Source organism: Aquitalea pelogenes, from assembly GCF_001515305.1.
In the GTDB taxonomy this organism is placed as follows: domain Bacteria; phylum Pseudomonadota; class Gammaproteobacteria; order Burkholderiales; family Chromobacteriaceae; genus Aquitalea; species Aquitalea pelogenes.
The window spans coordinates 49,411-69,311 of sequence record NZ_LNQV01000024.1; the positions used below are offsets into that span (position 1 = coordinate 49,411).

The 19,901-nt window shown below is 58.8% G+C and carries 19 protein-coding genes and 4 pseudogenes; 19 read left to right on the top strand and 4 right to left on the bottom strand.

Annotation, left to right across the window (positions count from 1 at the left end):
* Positions 1-28: 28 nt before the first annotated feature.
* Together AWT75_RS11810 and AWT75_RS21295 are read right to left on the bottom strand one after the other, a co-directional pair.
* Positions 29-2,529 (bottom strand): annotated as a pseudogene (locus tag AWT75_RS11810) (EAL domain-containing protein).
* Positions 2,530-2,557: 28 nt separating this feature from the next.
* Positions 2,558-2,875 carry a hypothetical protein gene (locus AWT75_RS21295; protein WP_131359387.1) on the bottom strand — a complete coding sequence of 106 codons (318 nt, stop codon included), beginning with the start codon at positions 2,873-2,875 and terminating at the stop codon, positions 2,558-2,560.
* Positions 2,876-2,894: 19 nt separating this feature from the next.
* On the opposite strand from AWT75_RS21295, the pseudogene AWT75_RS11815 reads away from it, so the two are divergent.
* The 6 genes and pseudogenes from AWT75_RS11815 (at position 2,895) to AWT75_RS11840 (ending at position 8,129) form a co-directional block, all read left to right on the top strand.
* A pseudogene (locus AWT75_RS11815) lies at positions 2,895-3,994 on the top strand (hydrogenase small subunit).
* The gene (locus AWT75_RS11820; RefSeq protein ID WP_062789272.1) at positions 3,994-5,784 is read left to right on the top strand and encodes a nickel-dependent hydrogenase large subunit; all 1,791 of its coding nucleotides are present in this window, start codon (positions 3,994-3,996) and stop codon (positions 5,782-5,784) included. Before AWT75_RS11815 ends, AWT75_RS11820 begins: the two are co-directional and overlap by 1 nt.
* A 195-nt stretch (positions 5,785-5,979) precedes the next feature.
* On the top strand, positions 5,980-6,687 hold the full coding sequence (gene cybH, locus AWT75_RS11825) for a Ni/Fe-hydrogenase, b-type cytochrome subunit (protein ID WP_045845125.1): 708 nt from the start codon (positions 5,980-5,982) through the stop codon (positions 6,685-6,687).
* A gap of 147 nt (positions 6,688-6,834) precedes the next feature.
* Positions 6,835-7,122: a HigA family addiction module antitoxin gene (locus tag AWT75_RS11830; RefSeq protein ID WP_045845126.1), complete on the top strand. Its 288-nt coding sequence runs from the start codon at positions 6,835-6,837 to the stop codon at positions 7,120-7,122.
* A 426-nt stretch (positions 7,123-7,548) separates the two neighbouring features.
* The gene (locus tag AWT75_RS11835) at positions 7,549-7,827 is read left to right on the top strand and encodes a hypothetical protein (RefSeq protein ID WP_153013313.1); all 279 of its coding nucleotides are present in this window, start codon (positions 7,549-7,551) and stop codon (positions 7,825-7,827) included.
* Between the two features lie 65 nt (positions 7,828-7,892).
* Entirely contained in the window at positions 7,893-8,129 is a 237-nt protein-coding gene (locus AWT75_RS11840) for a hypothetical protein (RefSeq protein WP_062789276.1), read from the top strand.
* Positions 8,130-8,265: 136 nt separating this feature from the next.
* Here the strand turns inward: AWT75_RS11840 and AWT75_RS11845 are convergent, their stop codons facing one another.
* The gene (locus AWT75_RS11845; RefSeq protein ID WP_062789278.1) at positions 8,266-9,990 is read right to left on the bottom strand and encodes a hypothetical protein; all 1,725 of its coding nucleotides are present in this window, start codon (positions 9,988-9,990) and stop codon (positions 8,266-8,268) included.
* A complete protein-coding gene (locus tag AWT75_RS11850; protein ID WP_062789280.1) occupies positions 9,987-11,945 on the bottom strand; it encodes a hypothetical protein in 1,959 nt (652 codons plus the stop codon). Before AWT75_RS11850 ends, AWT75_RS11845 begins: the two co-directional genes overlap by 4 nt.
* A 440-nt stretch (positions 11,946-12,385) precedes the next feature.
* Here AWT75_RS11850 and AWT75_RS11855 point away from each other — a divergent pair, with 440 nt between their 5' ends.
* The 13 genes and pseudogenes from AWT75_RS11855 to AWT75_RS22895 all read left to right on the top strand — a co-directional run.
* Entirely contained in the window at positions 12,386-12,598 is a 213-nt protein-coding gene (locus AWT75_RS11855; protein ID WP_062789282.1) for a hypothetical protein, read from the top strand.
* Positions 12,599-12,754: 156 nt separating this feature from the next.
* The gene (gene hybD, locus AWT75_RS11860; RefSeq protein WP_062789301.1) at positions 12,755-13,363 is read left to right on the top strand and encodes a HyaD/HybD family hydrogenase maturation endopeptidase; all 609 of its coding nucleotides are present in this window, start codon (positions 12,755-12,757) and stop codon (positions 13,361-13,363) included.
* Positions 13,363-13,686 (top strand): HypC/HybG/HupF family hydrogenase formation chaperone, encoded by a 324-nt coding sequence (locus AWT75_RS11865; protein ID WP_062789284.1) that lies wholly within the window; start codon positions 13,363-13,365, stop codon positions 13,684-13,686. Before hybD ends, AWT75_RS11865 begins: the two co-directional genes overlap by 1 nt.
* A complete protein-coding gene (locus AWT75_RS11870; RefSeq protein WP_062789287.1) occupies positions 13,686-14,126 on the top strand; it encodes a thioredoxin domain-containing protein in 441 nt (146 codons plus the stop codon). The genes AWT75_RS11865 and AWT75_RS11870 overlap by 1 nt, the downstream gene beginning before the upstream one ends.
* Complete coding sequence (locus tag AWT75_RS11875) at positions 14,123-14,986, top strand: hydrogenase expression/formation protein (protein ID WP_062789289.1); 864 nt, start codon at positions 14,123-14,125, stop codon at positions 14,984-14,986. The genes AWT75_RS11870 and AWT75_RS11875 overlap by 4 nt, the downstream gene beginning before the upstream one ends.
* The gene (locus tag AWT75_RS11880) at positions 14,986-15,210 is read left to right on the top strand and encodes a rubredoxin (protein WP_045845133.1); all 225 of its coding nucleotides are present in this window, start codon (positions 14,986-14,988) and stop codon (positions 15,208-15,210) included. Before AWT75_RS11875 ends, AWT75_RS11880 begins: the two co-directional genes overlap by 1 nt.
* Positions 15,207-15,671, top strand: a complete 465-nt coding sequence (hybE, locus tag AWT75_RS11885) for a [NiFe]-hydrogenase assembly chaperone HybE (protein WP_062789291.1) — start codon at positions 15,207-15,209, stop codon at positions 15,669-15,671. The genes AWT75_RS11880 and hybE overlap by 4 nt, the downstream gene beginning before the upstream one ends.
* On the top strand, positions 15,668-16,681 hold the full coding sequence (locus AWT75_RS11890; RefSeq protein WP_062789293.1) for a hypothetical protein: 1,014 nt from the start codon (positions 15,668-15,670) through the stop codon (positions 16,679-16,681). Before hybE ends, AWT75_RS11890 begins: the two co-directional genes overlap by 4 nt.
* Positions 16,674-17,015 carry a hydrogenase maturation nickel metallochaperone HypA gene (gene hypA, locus AWT75_RS11895; RefSeq protein WP_193394078.1) on the top strand — a complete coding sequence of 114 codons (342 nt, stop codon included), beginning with the start codon at positions 16,674-16,676 and terminating at the stop codon, positions 17,013-17,015. The genes AWT75_RS11890 and hypA overlap by 8 nt, the downstream gene beginning before the upstream one ends.
* A 72-nt stretch (positions 17,016-17,087) precedes the next feature.
* Entirely contained in the window at positions 17,088-17,369 is a 282-nt protein-coding gene (locus AWT75_RS23955) for a hydrogenase nickel incorporation protein HypB (RefSeq protein ID WP_476726752.1), read from the top strand.
* Positions 17,261-18,106, top strand: a pseudogene (gene hypB / locus AWT75_RS11900) (hydrogenase nickel incorporation protein HypB); the annotation flags it as partial. The gene AWT75_RS23955 and the pseudogene hypB, both read left to right, overlap by 109 nt.
* Positions 18,107-18,109: 3 nt before the next feature.
* Positions 18,110-19,741, top strand: a pseudogene (hypF, locus tag AWT75_RS11905) (carbamoyltransferase HypF); the annotation flags it as partial.
* Positions 19,742-19,787: 46 nt separating this feature from the next.
* A partial coding sequence (locus AWT75_RS22895) for a hypothetical protein (protein WP_239689566.1) occupies positions 19,788-19,901 on the top strand: 114 nt, incomplete at its 3' end.

Genomic DNA, 19,901 nt, shown 5'->3' on the forward strand with positions numbered 1-19,901 from the left:
GGCATGCCAGCCCGGCAGCTGGCGATGTCTAGCCCTGTTGGGCGCGCAGCAGGCTTTCGAATACAGCGGCAGGCACCGGCTTGCTGAACAGATAACCCTGCCCGCAATCACAGCCCTGTTCTACCAGGAAGTGACGCTGCTCATCCAGCTCCACCCCTTCGGCCACCAGATCCAGCCCCAGGCTGCGGGCAATGGAAATGATGGCCTGGGTGATGGCGGCATCGTCCCGGTCCTGATGCAGGTCCATGATGAAGCTCTGATCAATCTTCAGGCCGCGCACCGGTAGTCGCTTGAGGTAGGACAGGCTGGAATAGCCGGTGCCGAAATCGTCAATCGACAGGTAAATGCCCAGCGCCTGCAGGCGGTGCAACACCTCCACCATGCCACTGTCTTCATCCATGGCCACGCTTTCGGTGATTTCCAGCTCCAGCGCGCTGCTGGGCAGGCCATGCGTTCCAGCGCCTGAGCCACCGTGTCGACAATGCTGGAGTACTTCAGCTGCCGGCCGGATACATTCACTGCAATACGCCCCTGCAACAGACCGGCGTCACGCCAGCGACGGATGGAAGCACAGCTGTTGTCCAGTACCCATTCGCCGATGCTGGTGATGAGCGAGCTTTCCTCGGCAATGGGAATGAACTGCGCCGGGGAGATCAGCCCCATGTCCGGATGCTGCCAGCGCAGCAAGGCTTCGCCGCCGATGATGCGGCCCGAGGCCAGTTCCACCTTGGGCTGGTACCACACTTCCAGTTCATCCTGCGCCAGTGCGCGGTGCAGGCTGTATTCCATCTTCAGCCGCTCTATCGCCCGCGCATTCATGTCGGCGGTGTAAAACTGGAAATTGTTCTTGCCACGCTCCTTGGCACGGTACATGGCGGTGTCGGCATTCACCAGCAGGGCATCCGCCATGGCACCGTCTTCCGGGAACATGCTGATGCCGATACTGGCCGAAATGAACACGCCCTGCCCGGCCACGGTGGACTCAGCGGAAATGGCATCCAGAATGCTCTGCGCCCGGCTGGCCACCTGCTGCACGGTGACGATGTTCTCCAGCAGCACGGTGAATTCGTCGCCGGACAGGCGCGCCACGGTGGACAGATTGGGCACGATGCGTTGCAGCTCGCTGGCAATGCGCACCAGCAGCTCGTCACCGGCATGATGCCCCAGGGTGTCGTTCACCATCTTGAAGCGGTCCAGGTCGATGAACAGCAAGGCAAAGCGGCGATCGAACTGCCGCGCCTGCTCCACCGCCGACTGCAGTTTTTCGATGAACAGGGTACGGTTGGGCAGGCCGGTCAGTGCATCATGATTGGCCAGGAAGTGCAGGCGTTCCTCGGCCTGCTTGCGCTGGGTAATGTCGGAAAATACGGCCACGTAGTGCAGGCATTCGCCGCGCTCGTCACGTATGGCGGTAATGCTCAGATGCTCGGTGTACAACAGGCCGTTCTTGCGGCGGTTCACCACCTCGCCCTGCCAGGCACCATCGTGTCGCAGGCAGCGCCACAGGTATTCGTAGAATTCCGGCGATTGCTTGCCGGACTTGAGCAAGGCCGGGGTTTTGCCGATGGCCTCCTCACGGCTGTAGCCGGTAATACGGGTGAAGGCCGGGTTGACCGACTGGATGATGCCGTTGCCATCGGTGATGACAATGCCTTCCATGGTGGCTTCAAACACCTTGTCGGCCAGCAGCAGGCTCTGGCGCGACTGGATCAGCGCTTCGTCACGCTCGCGCAGTGCACCATGCAGCTCCAGCAGGAACTCGTGCTCGATGCTCTGGATGATTTCGCGGAAACCGACAATGTGAACCAGACGCTGATCACCATCGAAAACCGCCAGGTGGCGGATCTGGTGCTGCAGGATGACACGCCGGGCCTGCAACAGGCTGGTACTGACCGACACGCCAATCACCGGCCGGGTGCAAATGTGCCCAAGGTCGGCATCCGTCTGACCGCTGGCCACCAGGCCGACGACATCCCGCTGGGTGAGGATGCCGTAGCTGCCATCGGGAAACTGTATGCCAATGGCGGTCAGCTGTTGTTCGCGCATGCAGCTCAAGGCGGCTGTCAGGCTGTCATCGGCCTGCAGGATGGCTGCCGGCGGGGCCAGGATGCCATCCAGCCGCTTCAGGCCGAGAAAGGCCTCGGTGCCCTGGCACAGCACTACGTCGGAGAGGGAAACCAGGCCGACAATGTCGCCATGCTTCTCTACCAGCGCATGGCGGATGCCGTTGCTGCGAAAGCGCCCCACCGCGTCATGCACGCTCAACTGGTGTGACAGGGTCACCACCGGCGTACTCATTACCTGGCTGATCGGCTGGCGACGTGCCACCGGGTCGGTCAGATCGATCGACAAGGCATCGGTTTCGGTCCAGATACCCAACGCATGACCGGGCGCATCAAACACCACGATGGAACCGCAGCCGCTCTCCATCATCATGGCGGCGGCCTGATGCACCGGCGTCTCGGGCGTGCAACTGAGAATATCCGAGGAGGCAATCTGCTCTATGGGCTGCATCAGCGGAGACATCATCCTAGACCTGTAAGCAATTTACTGTTCATTACAGCGGCATTATACATTTTTCACTTAACACCATAAAACGAATCTGGCTATTTAATTGCAGCCGGTCAGCTGCACGATATTTTCCACTTTGCCGCAAAACCGAAAACAAAGTTTGCAGTACTTTTCTTTGCCGCCAAAGCAATTCACTGATTTTAAAAGACTTGTCACAACCCAAAGCCTGGCACGGAATTTGAAACCCACTGACAGCTTGCAACACCGCCAGCCTGTCCGGACAGACCACGAACAACGCAGATCCGGCACAACAATTAAAACACATCGAATGCCATTTGCATGGCATGGAGGAGCGTAACCACATGGAGACTTTCTATCAAGCCATGCGTCGCCAGGGCGTGACCCGACGCAGCTTCCTGAAGTTCTGCAGCCTGACCGCCACCTCGCTGGGCCTGGGCTCGGCTTTTGTCCCGCGCATTGCCTATGCACTGGAAACCAAACCGCGTGTGCCGGTGATCTGGCTGCACGGCCTGGAATGCACCTGCTGTACCGAGTCCTTCATCCGCTCGGCCCACCCGCTGGCCAAGGACGCCATCCTGTCGCTGATCTCGCTGGATTACGACGACACCATCATGGCGGCTGCCGGGCATCAGGCCGAGGCCATTCTTGACGACCTGATCAAGAACCACAAAGGCAATTACATCGTAGCCGTGGAAGGCAACCCGCCGCTCAATGAGGACGGCATGTACTGCTTCCCCGGTGGCGAACCCTTTGTGGAAAAACTCAAGCGCGTATCGGCCGATGCCAAGGCGCTGATCGCCTGGGGTTCCTGTGCCAGCTGGGGCTGCGTGCAGGCCGCCAAGCCCAACCCCACCCGCGCCACGCCGGTGCATCAGGTGATTCTGGACAAGCCGGTCATCAAGGTGCCGGGCTGCCCGCCCATCCCGGAAGTGATGCCGCCGTCATCACCTATATGGTCACCTTCGACAAGATTCCGGAGCTGGACCGCCAGGGCCGGCCGAAGATGTTCTACGGCCAGCGCATCCATGATAAATGCTATCGCCGCCCGCACTTTGACGCTGGTCAGTTTGTCGAGAGCTGGGACGACGAAGGCGCGCGCAAGGGCTACTGCCTGTACAAGATGGGCTGCAAAGGCCCCACCACCTATAACGCCTGTTCCACCGTGCGCTGGAACGACGGCGTGTCCTTCCCCATCCAGTCCGGCCACGGCTGCATTGGCTGTTCGGAAGAAGGCTTCTGGGACAAGGGTTCCTTCTACGACCGCGTCACTTCCATTCCGCAGTTCGGCGTGGAAGCCAATGCCGACAAGATCGGCTTTACCGTGGCCGGCACCGCCGGGGCTGCCATTGCCGCCCATGCCGCGGTCAGCGCCATCAAGAGCACCATGCTGAAAAAGCAGGACCTGCAGCCGCTGGACCAGGCCGCCACACAGAATAAAGACAAGAACGAGGAGAAAGTCTGATGTCCTACCAGACCCAAGGTTTTACCCTGGACAATAGCGGCCGCCGCGTGGTGGTGGACCCGGTCACCCGTATCGAAGGCCATCTGCGCTGCGAAGTGAACATCGACAGCAACAACATCATCACCAATGCCGTCTCCACCGGCACCATGTGGCGCGGCCTGGAAGTGATTCTCAAGGGCCGTGACCCGCGTGACGCCTGGGCCTTTGTCGAGCGCATCTGCGGTGTATGCACCGGCACCCACGCGCTGACTTCGGTGCGCGCCGTGGAAGACGCGCTGAAGATCAAGATTCCCGAAAACGCCAACCTGATCCGCAACATCATGCAGGCGGCGCTGTATGTGCACGACCACCTGGTGCACTTCTACCACCTGCACGCGCTGGACTGGGTGGACGTGGTGTCCGCCCTCAAGGCCGACCCGAAGAAAACCAGCGAGCTGGCACAGAGCATTTCCGACTGGCCGCTGTCCAGCCCCGGTTATTTCCGTGACCTGCAATCGCGGCTGAAGCGCTTTGTCGAATCCGGCCAGCTGGGCCCCTTCCGCAATGGCTACTGGGGTCACCCGGCGATGAAACTGCCGCCGGAAGCCAACCTGATGGCCGTGGCCCACTATCTGGAAGCGCTGGATTTCCAGAAGGAAATCGTCAAGATCCACACCATTTTTGGCGGCAAGAACCCTCACCCCAACTGGCTGGTGGGCGGCATGCCCTGCGCCATCAATATCGATGACGTGGGTGCAGTCGGTGCCATCAATATGGAGCGGCTGAACCTGGTATCGCAGATCATCGACCGCACCATCACCTTCTGCGAGCAGGTGTACATTCCGGACGTCATCGCCATCGGCGGCTTCTACAAGGACTGGGCGGCCATTGGTGGCGGCCTGTCCAGCCAGAGCGTGATGTCCTACGGCGACTTCCCCGACCATGCCAATGACTACAGCGAAAGCAGCCTGCTGCTGCCGCGTGGCGCCATCATCAACGGCAAGTTCAACGAAATCCACCCGATCGACCTGTACGCCCCGGATGAAATCCAGGAATTCGTCACCCACAGTTGGTACAGCTATGGCGACGACAGCAAGGGCCTGCACCCCTTCGATGGCATTACCGCGCCCAAATTCGAGCTGGGTGCCAAGCACAAGGGCACCAAGACCCGCATCGAGCAGCTGGACGAATCGGCCAAGTACTCGTGGATCAAGTCGCCACGCTGGAAGGGCCACGCCATGGAAGTGGGCCCGCTGGCACGCTACCTGATCGGCTATCACCAGAACAAGCCGGAGTTCAAGGAACCGGTGGACAAGCTGCTGCATGCACTGGGCGCACCCAAGGAAGCCTTGTTCTCCACCCTGGGCCGTACTGCCGCCCGTGCGCTGGAGTCGTCCTGGGCCGCCAACAAAATGCGCTACTTCTTCGATCGCCTGATCAGCAACATCAAGAACGGCGACACGGCAACTGCCAACGTAGAGAAGTGGGACCCGGCCAGCTGGCCGGCAGCCGCCAAGGGCGTGGGCTTTACCGAAGCACCGCGCGGCGCGCTGGGCCACTGGCTGAAAATTGCCGACACCCGCATCGACAGCTACCAGTGCGTGGTACCCACCACCTGGAATGCCGGTCCGCGTGACGCCAAGGGCCAGATCGGCGCGTACGAAGCCTCGCTGATGGGCACCAAGATGGCGGTGCCGGATCAGCCGCTGGAAATCCTGCGCACCCTGCACAGCTTCGACCCCTGCCTGGCCTGCTCCACCCATGTGATTGGCGAGGACGGCGGCGAGCTGGTGAGTGTGAAAGTACGTTGAGTTCGTCGCGCCCGTCCGCCCGGTGGCACCCCCTGCCCGGCAGACGGCTCGACGATTGACCAGTCGGCACCGCCCCGCTCCCCCCGCAGGCGGTGCTGGCGAACTTCCTGATCGTCCGCCACGCTGGCCGGAGTGCCCATCACTCCCGGGATGGCCGGCAGCGTGGCGGTACGGCGGGAAAACAGGAGATTCAACATGAAAAGCTACGGCTTCGACGGCAACGCCCCGCAGGGCCTGGGCCGCAAGGTCACGTCGGTTTATGTCTACGAGGCACCGGTACGCCTGTGGCACTGGATTACCGTGCTGTGCATCATCACCCTGTCGGTAACCGGCTACCTGATCGGCAAGCCCCTGCCTTCAGTACCCGGTGAGGCCACCTTCAACTTTGTCATGGGCTATATCCGTTTTGCCCATTTCACCGCCGGCTACATTCTGGCCATCGGCCTGATCGGACGCTTGTACTGGGCGCTGGTGGGCAATCACCATGCACGCGAGATCATTCTGGTGCCGGTGTGGGACAAGGGCTGGTGGAAGGAATTTTTCTTTGAAGTGCGCTGGTATCTGTTTCTGGAGCGCTATCCGAAAAAATACATCGGCCACAACCCGGTAGGGCAGATCGCCATGGCCAGCTTCCTGTGGGTGGCCGTCTTCATGTGCTTTACCGGCTTTGCGCTGTACGGCGAAGGCCTGGGCACCAAGAGCTGGGCCTACCAGGGCTTTGGCTGGGTGATTTCCGCCTTTGGCGGCAACAGCCTCACCGTACACAACTGGCACCGGCTGGGCATGTGGTCCATCATCCTGTTCGTGATGATTCACGTGTACGCCGCCATCCGCGAGGACATCATGTCCAAGCAGAGCATGGTGTCGACCATGATCAGCGGTTTCCGCATGTTCAAGGATTAAACTAGGGAAAAACGTCCGCGATGGTGTTACATCAGCTGTCCCGGACGTTTTCATTTTCCTGACCAGACCGCGGACTTCACCAAACTGCCGCCAGCCCACGCTGGCAGCAAAGCAACGCAGCCCAACACGCTATCCAAGCCCACCACCATGTCCACTCCGCTCGTCAGTGCCCGCACCCCGCTGCACCCCGGCCGTTTTCTGGATAGCCGCTTTCTTGCGCCCTCCGGCATGAGCCAGACCGATGCAGCACGACGACTGGGCATCTCGCGGCGCAGGCTGAACGAACTGATTGGCGGCAAGCGCGGCATCAGCCCGGATACCGCCATCCGGCTGGCCTGCGTGTTCGGCCAGGACGCACAGTTCTGGATGGCGCTGCAAAGCGCCTGGGACCTGGCGCAGGCCCGCCGCCAGCTAAGGCAAGCACGTCGCGTTTAAACCTTGCGTCACCCGCTGACGCAAGCTTGCACTGCGTTGCCATCCACGACCCGCGCTCCGTACACCATGCCCCACCTGGCCCCGCTCGCCTTACCCCCATGTTTCTTGCCTTCCCACCCGCAGCACTAGATAATCCCCTCCGTGCCGTTCAATAGCGGCACCGGGATTGGCGTCCCGTTCCAGACGGACTTTGCACAAGGCCAAGCTTTGTCGCGTCCGTAACCATTGCACGTCTTCTATGGCGGGCCATGGTGGGAGCCTCTCACGAGGCACCGCTCCTGGAACGGTACGCCAATCCTGCCATGTGCCTGCCACCCCCGATTGGCGTCGGGCGGCAGGTAAACATTCCAGGAGACCATTCATGATTTTCCCTGTTTACTTGCTTGCCGCCTCCGCCCTATACCAACCAACGGGAGGGCGCAGTGCATGACACACCAAACCACCGCACCCGTCCTCCCCCTGATGCGCCAACACATCGTCCTGCTGCAGGCCATGCTCCAGCAGGACCGCTTTGCCGCGCTGCGCAGCCCGGTGCAGGAGTTGGCACATGGCTTTGCCCTGCTGGAATCCGCATTGCGGGAGCAGGCCCAGACGCTGGAGGCAGTGATGGCCTTGCTGGCCCTGCACCCGTCTGATGCCTATCGCAATCACTTGATGCAAGGCCTGCTGGGTCTGCAGCAGCAACAGCAGCAATTGCAGGCTTGAACCCGCGTAGTCACCCGTGCAGAACAGCCCGGCTATTTAATGGATAGGCGGGCTGTTGGCGTGCCTTGCATCTGGTCCCGGAAAACGTCCGCGCCATCATCGACCTGATCAGCCTGAGTGCCACCATCAAGCAGGTGGAAACCTACGGCGGCAGCAACTGCCTGGAACTGGGCCATAACGCCACCGTCAACAAGGTGCCGGTGCCCAATTACCGGCTGTGTGACCGCAGGATTGAGGAGATTCTGGATAAGGGAGATGACTGGGTACCGCTGAGTGATACCGGGCAAGGCTCGTTGTTCTGAATAAAAATGGCCCTGATGGGCCATTTTTACTTCTACTACATCGGCGAACCACACAAAACGGAAGTCAGAGCATATCGGCCCATAGCCCCCATATCGGCCACAGCAGCCGTTCAGCAGAACAGTGCCAATAGCAGCTTTACACAAAACTCTGGACGCGACCACTTCTGAAGTCAGCAATTTGAAACCAAAAATGGGCAGGAACAGGCAACTGGAAATGTCGGGCAGCGATGAAGTCAATCGGCCACAAACCTATTGGAGCCGTTTGAGAATGCTTTGCCCAATTGTATTTTTCTAATCCATTAAATTTACCGACCCTAGCCCGAAGCTCATCAGAATTCTTGGGAAGTGAATATGGTGCTTCTGTCTCTCCATGCTCGTAGTATGAGGTTTGGTAATACCAATATTTTGGCCAGTCTTCCGTTGGATGCCAAAGCTGAGGGCAAATTTCGGAATACGCTTTTTCATACCCATTAGTTAGTAGTGAATATGGTTCTTCCAAATGACCAATAGCGCACCATGATGCAACCGTCGCGAGCATCCAGGAAGTGCTCATCATTTTTTTAGCCATCTCTTCGTTTGGCGATACTTCAAACTCAACTAAGTCATCAAGAGAGTCAGTTCCAATTGGAAATGAACGTTTTGTGATAAAACTGAAATGTAATCTATGCGCAATTTCTGTTAACCATAATTCCGCCTCGGCATCCCTTCCGATACTGATGAGAAATATCAATGCCAAACAAAGTTCACAAACATTTCTATCCAGCCGAGGAGACGATGTGGCGTTATTATTGTTTATGATATTCAGTAGAGTCTGACCGACAATTTCAACATTATTTTGTTGTATTTCTTTAGCGGCGTCGCCTTCCACAGGGGTGAGCACTTGGCTTAATCCAATGGTTGCCAGCAACCCGATATGCTCGAACAACACCAAGGAGAACTCAACATTCTCTCTGCAATATCCTGCCATCCCATCGCGAACCGATGCATGTAGCTGAATTGCTTCTACGTATTCTTTTGCTGCATTCGAATAGGAGGCCCAAGGATCGCCAAGCGCTTTGTACAATTCTTTTCGGCTAGCTGGATCGGTAAATTGAATGCGATGCCATGTCCAAAGAAGGGTTCGCTCCGCAACCCACAGTGCCTGCTTTCGATCTCCATCACTTTGCGCCCAATGAGCACATACCTGAGCTGCAAGGTTCGCACGATAGATCGCTTTAGTGAGTTGTCGGATGTTTGACGAGGGCTCGGAAACAGTTCCATCGTTGTTCAAACCAAGTTGCCGACGCAAGACTTTCTGGAGATCGCGAAAGTCATAATCTCGATCTCCTGCAAGGGCAAGGGCTTTGCGCAGATCTGTTCTGTCTGATTCAGCAAAAAGGTGCTCATCCAAGAGGTGACGCTCCAAGAGGGATGCAACGTGGTCTCCGCTCCAGAATTCAAACTTGGCTCTTGCATGATTACTTTCAACAAAGCCCTTCCAGTTAAGATGTAGCTCCTGCTTTAGATCACCAGTTGTTGCTACGATTACGACTTTCCTGAGCTGTTGATGTTCAGGAGCAAGGTGCGTTGTTAGATAAACTTCGAGTACTTCGATCAACGTTGGGTGCACGCTAGTTCTAGGGTCTCCATGCCAATCATTTCTCCCAATGTCTCCTTGCTTAATAACGAACAGCAGGATCTCTCTTACTCCGTCCTCAAGAGATTGCCCAACAGCGGCAAAATCTACTCCATACTGCCTTACTCCGGTCTGTGGCTTGCCCAAAGGGACATATCCCATTTCGATAACAAGTTCAGGTAGCAAACGATCAAATTCATCCCGCTCGCGAAGTGTGCGAAGGTAATGCGCCAGGATCAGTTTCATTTAGCCGACCTTTTTATTGTTCTCAATCGATATCCACGGATGGCATAACCGACAGGATCAAGAACTTCTCGCCGAGGTAATTCTATTGAGCACGAGAAGCTTGATAGCTGGCTAGGCTCCCGAAAATTTCCATCGTGATAACTAAAGCATCCTTTTCCCGCCTTAAGGGATATTTGCGTTGCAATTTTCCTGAAAATTGATTGCTTGGCAGCTTCTTCTCTTGACTTTTCCATTTGTTTTGCGCGGGCAAGTGCAAATTGACGTTGGAGATGTGTCGATGGCTTTAATTCGTTTAATCGAGGAAGTTCTTCGGTTTCTTTGATCCGACTCTCTAGAGAGGTTTTCCACTGATTGAGCACTTCTAGTATTTCCGACCTACAATCATTTTCAATCAAGCTCTCCAGCGCCTTAAGTGTAGTACTTGGATAGTCGTATCCGATCTCATCAACAATAAGGGTATGCAGTAGTGGAATAACTCGCGGGAAACTTTCAGGGGCAACATCGAGCATAGACAGGCTAAGCGACAACAGTTGTTTGGTACTGTGTACAAAGCCGAGTAAACGTCCTCCGATGAATATCAGATCCTCTACAGACATGCTCTCAATGATTATTGGGTCGAAATGCACCGGAGGCCCACCCCTTAATTCTAGCTCTCCCAGCATTCCAGCTACCACGGCAGCCAGTTTTGGGTCGTCGTGATTAAGCCAGTTCGTGATGACCTTGGCAAAAAGGGCTGCCTGCCCACTAATTTTCAACAAACATTGATCAAATTTAATAGCAAATTTCTTATCAATCGGGAAATCGTCAGCGTTTTGAATAGCCCAGGAAGATAAAAACTCGATTATGAGGTCCTGGGCTTCAACAGATCTTTCAAAAATCTTGGAAAGCGCTAAATCAAGTCCATCCAAGCTATGCTCTGACTCTAGCTGGGTGAGTAAAGGGAGCCAAATCAGAAATCTTCCTTGTTCGTAAAGCTCGGTTGAATGCTGAAATAAGGAATCTCCAATTGCCACTAACACAGCTTGTTTGTTTTTTTCAGCGGCCTCACACAGTGCTTCGTCGAATTGGTCGGTTAAATGCAGCGCTGTTGTTGCAGATCCAATTGCCTGGAGACGAGTTACCTCATCAAACTGAGCGAAACCGTTGAGTATGAAGAGTTGTAGGCGATTTCTTTCCGTAGCAGAAAGATCGGGTAAAAGTAGTAGTCGCCCACATATCCAAACCTTGTGATGCTGCTCTAAAAAATCGCCTTTGTTTCCCTCATCTAATAGCAGACTAACGGCCTCCCGAGGAAAATGGGGAGCCAAGGCCAACAGGGAGGCTGTGAATAAATTCACTGTGTCATCATTAATACTACTCCATTCCCTTTGGAGGACTTCTCTCGCAACCTCTGGATATCGCGACAACCAACTTTCAAGAATACTATAGAACCTACCCGAAGCCAGATCACCTTTGATTGCGATGGCTTGAACATTGCAAAACTTCAATAATTTTTCAAAAGAAATGCTTGTGGTGTACCGAAGAGTTGCTTCGAGTACATTGAATATGTCGAAGCAGCGTTCGCCAGCCTCAAGAGCTTTTGTTGCGAGATCAAAGAAGTCATGATGGACTTGAGTAGCGGAGACCAGTCTTCCAGAAACAAAGTCTTCGTGACCAATTTCTCGAACCCACAGTGTATGTGCGATCGAGAACAGGGCCGCAGCATCAATTTCGTCCCTGTCAAAGTGGCGATCAAAAAGATACTTAGCAAGCAGTTCGTTGCGAGCAACAAGGGACCGAAGTATTAATTGCCCGGCAGAGATTTCATGGGTTGCGGTATCCTCTTTGACAACCCCTTCCCATTCTTCAGGAAGATCAACTACCAGCTCTGAACTACTATTCATATGGAGCCGAAGTGCGAGTTGTGCAGCAGATGCCGGAGGGCCTTCTAGTTCATGCTTAAGCAGTAGGTTCATATCTCTAGGTATATAGCAGCGTAGCAAAACTAAGATTGTTTATTCTGAGTGTATTTTCTGGCCAAGCATGATGAAAAAGGTGTACTTAGGATCTAGAAATGCTGTGAGCGTCTCTTTCCGATAGGGAGCGCGTCCGGAATTCAGTTACGAAGCGGTCATTGCTGATCCCATCAAGGAATGACCGCTTAGGCCAAATTTGAGACCTTGGCCCCATATCTCGGCAATGGCCGCTCCTGGTCGAAAGCTGACTCTTTCCGATTACTAGCAGCCTGACATACCTTACCATGACAATACCCATATTGCATGAAAATGCAATGGCTTAGCGGGCTACCAATCTCAGATATCACTCATCGCCACCTGGCTGTACCGAACCCCTTCCCAATCTGCCCAACGCCTGACCTTCCCTACGATTTGCCTCATATCCTGCATGAGGAAATATCGTGTCCCGCACCATCAAGCTGATCGTCATCCACTGCGCCGCCAGCCCCAATGGCAAGGTGCTTGGCGCTGCGTCCAGGACTGCCGCAACCTGCATTGACCTGTGGCATGCCCAACGCGGTTCTCACCGCCAGTCGACCGCCATTCCCGCATCGGCCTTGCCCATTTCCGGGAACGCTTCCATGCATGGCAGCTACCTGATCACTACTGGTTAGATGGTTTGCACTTTTACTTTCCATTTGTCAGGGCTATGTCCTTGCATTGCGTGTGGAATACGCCTCAAGCCCCTGATCTGACACATATTCCCTGCAAGCCCGGCACTGGCATGAATCTTGATCTGTAACCCATTCCGTTACAGCAGTATCGAAACCATGCACACCGCACACATCACCATCATGGGGCTGGGCAACCTGCTCTGGGCTGACGAAGGTTTTGGCGTACGCGCCGCCGAGCAGCTGTTTGCCCGCTACCAGCTCCCTGCCAACGTCGACGTTGTGGACGGTGGCACCCAAGGCTTGTTGCTGCTGCCCTATGTGGAAGAAGCGGACCGGCTGATCCTGTTCGACGCCATCGACTTCGGCCTCACGCCCGGCACACTCAAGGTGTACCGCGACGATGCCGTACCGGCCTATCTCACCGCCAAGAAAATGAGCCTGCACCAGACCGGGTTTTCCGAGGTGCTGGCACTGGCCGACCTCAAGGGCAATCTGCCCGGCCAGATCGTGCTGATCGGCGTGCAGCCGGTGCAGCTGGAAGACTATGGCGGCAGCCTGACCGAGCCGGTGCGTGCACAGCTGGAACCGGCCATTGCACTGGCCGTGCAGCAGTTGCAGGACTGGGGCGTCAGCCTGTCACCCCGCCAGGACGACGACCGGCTGAACCACGCCAGCCTGGACATGCAGCGTTACGAAGACGAACGCCCGTCAGCCGAGCTGGCCTGCCGCATTGGCGACGACCGCGTGCTGCAAGGAGAAGGCTGATGTGCCTGGGCATTCCCATGCAAGTGGAACGCTGTCACGAACTGGAGGCCGACTGCCAGCACGCCGGGCAATGGCAAACGGTAGACCTGTCGCTGGTGGGCGCAGTACAGCCTGGTGACTGGCTGCTGGTATTCATGGGCGCGGCACGCGAGGTGCTAAGCGCCGAACGTGCGGCCGACATTCTGGACGCGCTGGCCGCACTGGATGCCGCCATGAACGGCCGTTTCGACCCGGCCATCCATCTAGCCGACCTCAATCAGCGCGAACCGCAGCTGCCACCGCATCTGCAGGCGCAATTGGACGCACAAAGGAAAACCTCCTGATGAGCAATCCGCAAGACAACCTGCTGCAAAGGCTGGCTGATACCGGCTACCAGGCCGTTGACGCCGCCAGCCTGGACCCGCTGGCCGCGGCCACGCCAAACCTGATCGTGATGCTGAATGCCGACCCGGTGAAATATCCCGAGGTGCTGGACAATGTGGTGATCGTGCCGGAAGTGCTGCGCGAATTCCCCGCCGACACCTTCCGCGTGGCCTATGCCGACCTGCCGGCCAGCCAGGCCATTGCCAAACGCTTTGGCATCCTGAAATTCCCCGCCCTGCTGTTTCTGCGCCAGGGCGAATACGTGGGCATCATCGCCGGCCTGCAGGACTGGCCGGACATCGTGCACAGCTTTGCCGACAAGCTCACCGCCCCCACCCGTCGCCCGCCTTCGGTCGGCATTCCGGTCACCAGTGCCAGCAGCGAGAAAGGTTGCGCATGAACATCAAACCCTTCCCCGTCGCCGTGGTGGGCCTTGGCCCCGGTTCGCAACCGGAAGACCCGGACCTGGCCTACATGCCGCTGCCGCGTGAAATCGACAGTTTCGACCAGCCCACCCTGCCCACCTCGGAAGAGGTGGAACACCTGCATGCCGCCAAACAGGTGATTGCCGAGCTGATTGCCCAGTTGCAGGGCTATCAGGGTGATGCCGAGGTTTACCCGGTGCAGGACATCAGCCAGCTTGATGCCGCCAACCGCCAGCTGATCAACCAGCTGCTGGGCGAAGGCGAGGTGTCCTGTCGGGTGAAACTGCTGGACGGCCGCGAACTGGACATGCAGGAGTCGGTATTCGCCGGTATCTGGCGCGTGCTGGAAAGCAGCGCCGATGGCCAGTTGCTGGCCGACCGCATTGAAGCCTGTCCGATTCCCGCCGCCGTATGGCAGGCTGCCCGCGCGTTTGGCAAAGGTGAGCTGGACATCCCCACCCTGCCCGACCAGCTGATGAACGCCGGGCCGGTACTGACCGAAATTGCCGCCGCCATGCAAAACCCCGGCAGCGAGGCCCATATCATCAACTTTTCCTTGCTGCCGATGAGCCCGGCCGACATGGACTGCCTGGATGCCATCCTGGGGCCGGGCAATAGCGGGGTGTTTTCCCGTGGCTATGGCAAATGCCGCATCATGGCCACCTCGCTACGCAATGTCTGGCGCGTGCAGTACTTCAACGGCATGAACAGCATCTTGCTGGATACGCTGGAAATCACCCGCATTCCGGAAGTGGCGCTGGCCTCGGAGGACGATCTGGCTGACTCGCTGGACCGCCTGCAGGAAGCCTGGCAGTGGTTGCAAGGGGAATACTGATGGACGGGCGCTTTGAAGGCTCCTATCTGGGACGCGACGCCAGCCTGGCAGACGATGCGCGCATGGAATGCAAGATCTGCTGGTGGGTGTACGACCCGGCCCAAGGCGACGATGTGTGGCAGATTCCGCCCGGCACGCCGTTTTCCGCCCTGCCGGAACACTGGCGCTGCCCGGTATGCGATGGCGCACGCGACCAGTTCATGGTGCTGGACAGCCCGGCATGAACCCAGCCCACAACCCCGGCCCCCGGCTGGAACAGCTGTTCCGCCAGATTGCCGACACCCGCATGCAGGGCATTCCCATCCTCAACCCGGCCTTGCAGGTACAGGCCATCGGCTTTCAGCAGTGGGACGGCCCGCATGGCTTGCTGTGGGTGGGCGTGCTGCTCACCCCCTGGTTCATGAACCTGTTGCTGCTGCCCGTTGCTACCGACAGCCTGCCGCCGGTGCCACCGGGGGGCGAGGTGGTGGTGCAACTGCCGGGTGACGCCCTGCCCTTCATGGCTGGCCATGAAGACGCACTGGGCGACTACCGGCTGTGCTCGCTGTTTTCGCCGGTGCTGCAATTTGCCGATCAGGCCAGCGCCTGTGCTACGGCGGAAGAAGTACTCAAGCTGCTGTTTCCACCGGCACAGCCCGCCGCACCGGATATGTCCCGCCGTCGCCTGTTTGGACTGAGCCGATGAATACCGACCGGATTCACATTGTCCTGAGCCAGAACAAGGACAGCACGACTGCCGTTCGCGTAAGCTGGCCGCGCATGGAGGCCGAGCGCCTGTTCATCGGCCAATCCGTGGCACAGGTCGAGGCCATGACGCCCCTGTTGTTCACCCTGTGTGCCAGGGCGCAGAGCCTGGCCGCCCGACTGGTGCTGCAACAGGCGGCCGGTCAGCAGGCCACGGCCAGTGATGAACAGCATGCCATGCTGACACTGGAAGCCGTGCGGGAAACCCTGCGCAAGCTGCTGCTGGACTGGTCGCAGGCTTTTGACGGCGCACCGGCGGCGGCACAGTGGACCGCACAATGGCGCGCGGCACAGGACCTGCCCACCCTGCGCAGTCTGGCCGAAGCCTTTGTCTACGGCGAAGACTGCCAGCACTGGCTGCAACGCGGCGAAGACGGCTGGCTGGCCTGGCTGATGCAAGGCGATACCGCACCGGCACGCTGGCTGCGCATGCTGGATCAGCCGCTACCGGGCTGTACGCTGCTGCCACCGCTTGGCGCTGGCATGCTGGCGGCGCATCTGGCCGACTGGCTGCGTCCCGGCGGGCCGGTGTGGCAGGGACAAGCATGTGAAGTGAGCGCACTGGCACGCGAGGCGGATCAACTGCCCGGCATGCTGGAAATGAATTTGCGTCCGCGCGCACGGCTGCTGGCGCGGCTGCTGCAACTGGCGCGCTGGCTGAGCGGCACACAGCAATTGCAAGCCAGTGCCGCCTGCCTGCCCGATGGCGCGCTGGCGCTGGTGGAAACCGCACGCGGGCCGCTGTTGCATCTGGCGGCTCTGGATGCAGCAGGCCGCATCAGCCGTTACCGGGTGCTGCCGCCCACGCTGTGGCATGCGCATCCGGAAGGGGTATTGCGGGTAAGCCTGGGTTTTCTGGCCAAGGCCAATACCGCAGAATGGCAGCGCCAGATCAGCCTGATCGACCCCTGTGTGGCATACAGCGTGAGCAAGGAAACCGAATATGCATGAAATGTCACTGGCCGAAGGCATCGTCCAGTTGCTGGAGGACCAGGCCAGGGCCCAGGACTTCAGCCGGGTCAAACAGGTGTGGCTGAGCATAGGCGAGCTGGCCGGAGTGGAAGTGGAAGCCCTGGATTTTTGCCTGGAAGTGGTCAGCCGCAACACGCTGGCCGATGGCGCGCGCTTTCACTTTGTGCGCCAGCCCGGTGAAGGCTGGTGCCTGGCCTGCAGCCAGCGCGTGGCCGTCCATGCCCGCTTTGATGCCTGCCCACTGTGCGGCAAGCATCAGGTGCAAGTAACCGGTGGCGATGAAATGCGCGTCAGCGAACTGGAAGTGGAATAAGCCCCGCCCCATGAATACCGGCAAGTGGCCACCGGCCGCTGCCATCAGAATGAAAAACAAGGAGAGGCAGCAATGTGTACCGTTTGCGGCTGCAGCAAAGGCAATGTGAAGATTGAAGGCCGGGCTCCCGGCGGCGTGAAGTTTCCGTATCGCCCGCACCATGCGCATGATCATGGCCATTCCACGACCACGACCACGACCACGACCACGACCATCATCATGTTCACGCCCGCCCGGCACCGGCAAGCCCGGCAGGCCAAGCGGCAGAACATCAGCCCACGCTCAGCCAGCAGGCGGGTGGCGCGGCGCTGCATTACGGTCAGGGCGCGGCCCATGCCCATGCGCCGGGCCTGAGCCAGGCGCGCATGGTGAAGATCGAGCAGGACATCCTGTCCAAGAACGATGGCTATGCCGCGCAAAACCGCCAGTGGCTGCGCGACCGCGGCATCTTTGCATTGAATCTGGTGTCCAGCCCCGGTTCGGGCAAAACCACCCTGCTGGCCGAAACCATCCGCCAGCTGGGCAGCGACACCCTGGTATACGTGGTGGAAGGCGACCAGCAAACCAGCAACGACGCCGAACGCATCCGCGCGGCCGGCGCACCGGCCATCCAGATCAACACCGGCAAGGGCTGCCATCTGGACGCCCACATGGTGGGCCAGGCGCTGGAACAGCTGAACCCGGCCGACGACAGCCTGTTGTTGATCGAAAACGTCGGCAATCTGGTGTGCCCGGCCGCTTTCGATCTGGGCGAGGCACACAAGGTGGCCATCCTCTCCGTGACCGAAGGCGAGGACAAACCGCTGAAGTATCCGGACATGTTTGCCGCCGCCGACATCATGCTGCTGACCAAGATCGACCTGCTGCGCCATCTGGATTTCGACGTGGACGTGTGCATTGCCAACGCGCGGCGCATCAACCCCAAGATCAAGGTATTGCAGCTGTCCAGCAAGAGTGGCGACGGCATGGACCTGTGGATTGACTGGCTGTTGCTGGAAATGAACGATGCCCAGCTGGTGAAACAGCGCGAAGTGGCCCGCCTGCGCCAGCAGATTGCCGCGCTGGAACAGCAGTTGCAGGAGCGCCGCTGAATCATGCCGACACAACGCTTGCGACTGGCCATCCGCGGCCGGGTTCAGGGAGTGGGCTTCCGTCCCTTCATCTGGCGCACCGCCCAGGCGGAAGGCCTGTCCGGCTTTGTGCACAACAGTGGCGAGGGCGTGACGGTGGAACTGCAAGGCAGCAGCAGCCAGCTGGCCGCCTTCCAGCTGCAACTGCAACAGCACCTGCCGCCGCTGGCGCAAATCGACAGCATGCAGCAAACCCTGCTGGACCCATTGCCGGACGAAGACGGCTTTGAAATCCGCAGCAGCAGCGGCAGCACCACCCAGGCACGCCTGCCTGCCGACAGCGCCACCTGTCCGGCCTGCCTCGCCGAATTGTTCAACCCCGCTGACCGCCGCTATCGCTACCCCTTCATCAACTGTACCGATTGCGGCCCGCGCTACACCGTCACCCATCGCCTGCCCTACGACCGGGCCAACACCAGCATGCTGCCCTTCTTGCTGTGCCCGACCTGTCGCAGCGAATACCAGAGCCCGCACAGCCGCCGCTTTCATGCCGAACCCACCGCCTGTCCGGACTGCGGCCCGCAGCTGCAACTGACCGACCGCTTTGGCATTGCCCTGAATGGCGACCCGCTGCACGGCGCATGGCAGATCCTGCAGATGGGCCGCAGCATTGCCATGAAGGGCCTCGGCGGTTTTCATCTGGTGTGCGACGCCACCAATCCTGAGGCCGTGGCGCGGCTGCGACAGCTCAAGCATCGCCCCGGCAAGCCACTGGCAGTGATGGCGCTCAATGTGGAATCCGTCCGCGCCTTTTGTGAAGTCAGCCCGCAGGAAGCCGTCTGGCTGCAACGCCCGGAGCGGCCCATCGTGCTGCTGCAAAAGAAACCGGAAGCTGACCAGCGGATGCCGGACATCGCGCCCGGCATTGCCGCCATCGGCGTGATGCTGCCCTACACCCCGCTGCAATGGCTGCTGTTCCACGAAGCGCTGGGTCGCCCGCAAGGCGAGCAATGGCGCGAGCAAGCCTGTGAGCAAACCTGGGTGATGACCAGTGCCAACCTGTCCGGTGAACCCATTGTCACCAGTAATCAGGAAGCGCGTGAACGGCTGAACAAGGTGGCCGACGTGTTCCTGCTGCACAACCGCAGCATCGTCACCCGCTGCGACGACAGCGTAATGGCGCTGCAAGGCGGCCAGCCGCTGTTCTATCGCCGGGCGCGCGGCTTTGTGCCGGACCCATTGCCGCTGGCCGACAGCGGGCCGGACGTGCTGGCACTGGGCGCTTATCTCAAGACCACGGCAACGGTGCTGCGCGGCAACGAGGCTTTTGTCTCGCAATATGTGGGCGACCTGGACCACCCGCTCAGTTGCGAGGCACTGGAACATACCGCCCAGCATCTGCTGGACCTGACCGGCGTCAGCCCACAGGCCATTGCATGCGATCTGCAACCGGACAGTTTTTCCAGCCTGCTGGCCCAGCAATGGTCGCAGCAGCTGGGGATTCCGGTGCTGCCGGTGCAGCACCACCATGCCCACCTGGCCGCCGTCATCGCCGAGCATGGCCTGCAAGGCCCGACGCTGGGTCTGGCACTGGACGGCTATGGCCTGGGCAAGAACGGCGGCGCCTGGGGCGGTGAACTGATGATGCTGGAAGGTGCCAGTTGCGAGCGCATGGGTCATATCACCCCCTTGCCGCTGCCCGGTGGCGACAAGGCCGATCTTCTCCGGCATCCGTTCTGCCTATCAGGAACCGGAAAAGCTGGTGGGCCGCAATGTGGTGGTGGTGGCCAATCTGGCCGAGCGCAAGATGCGCTTT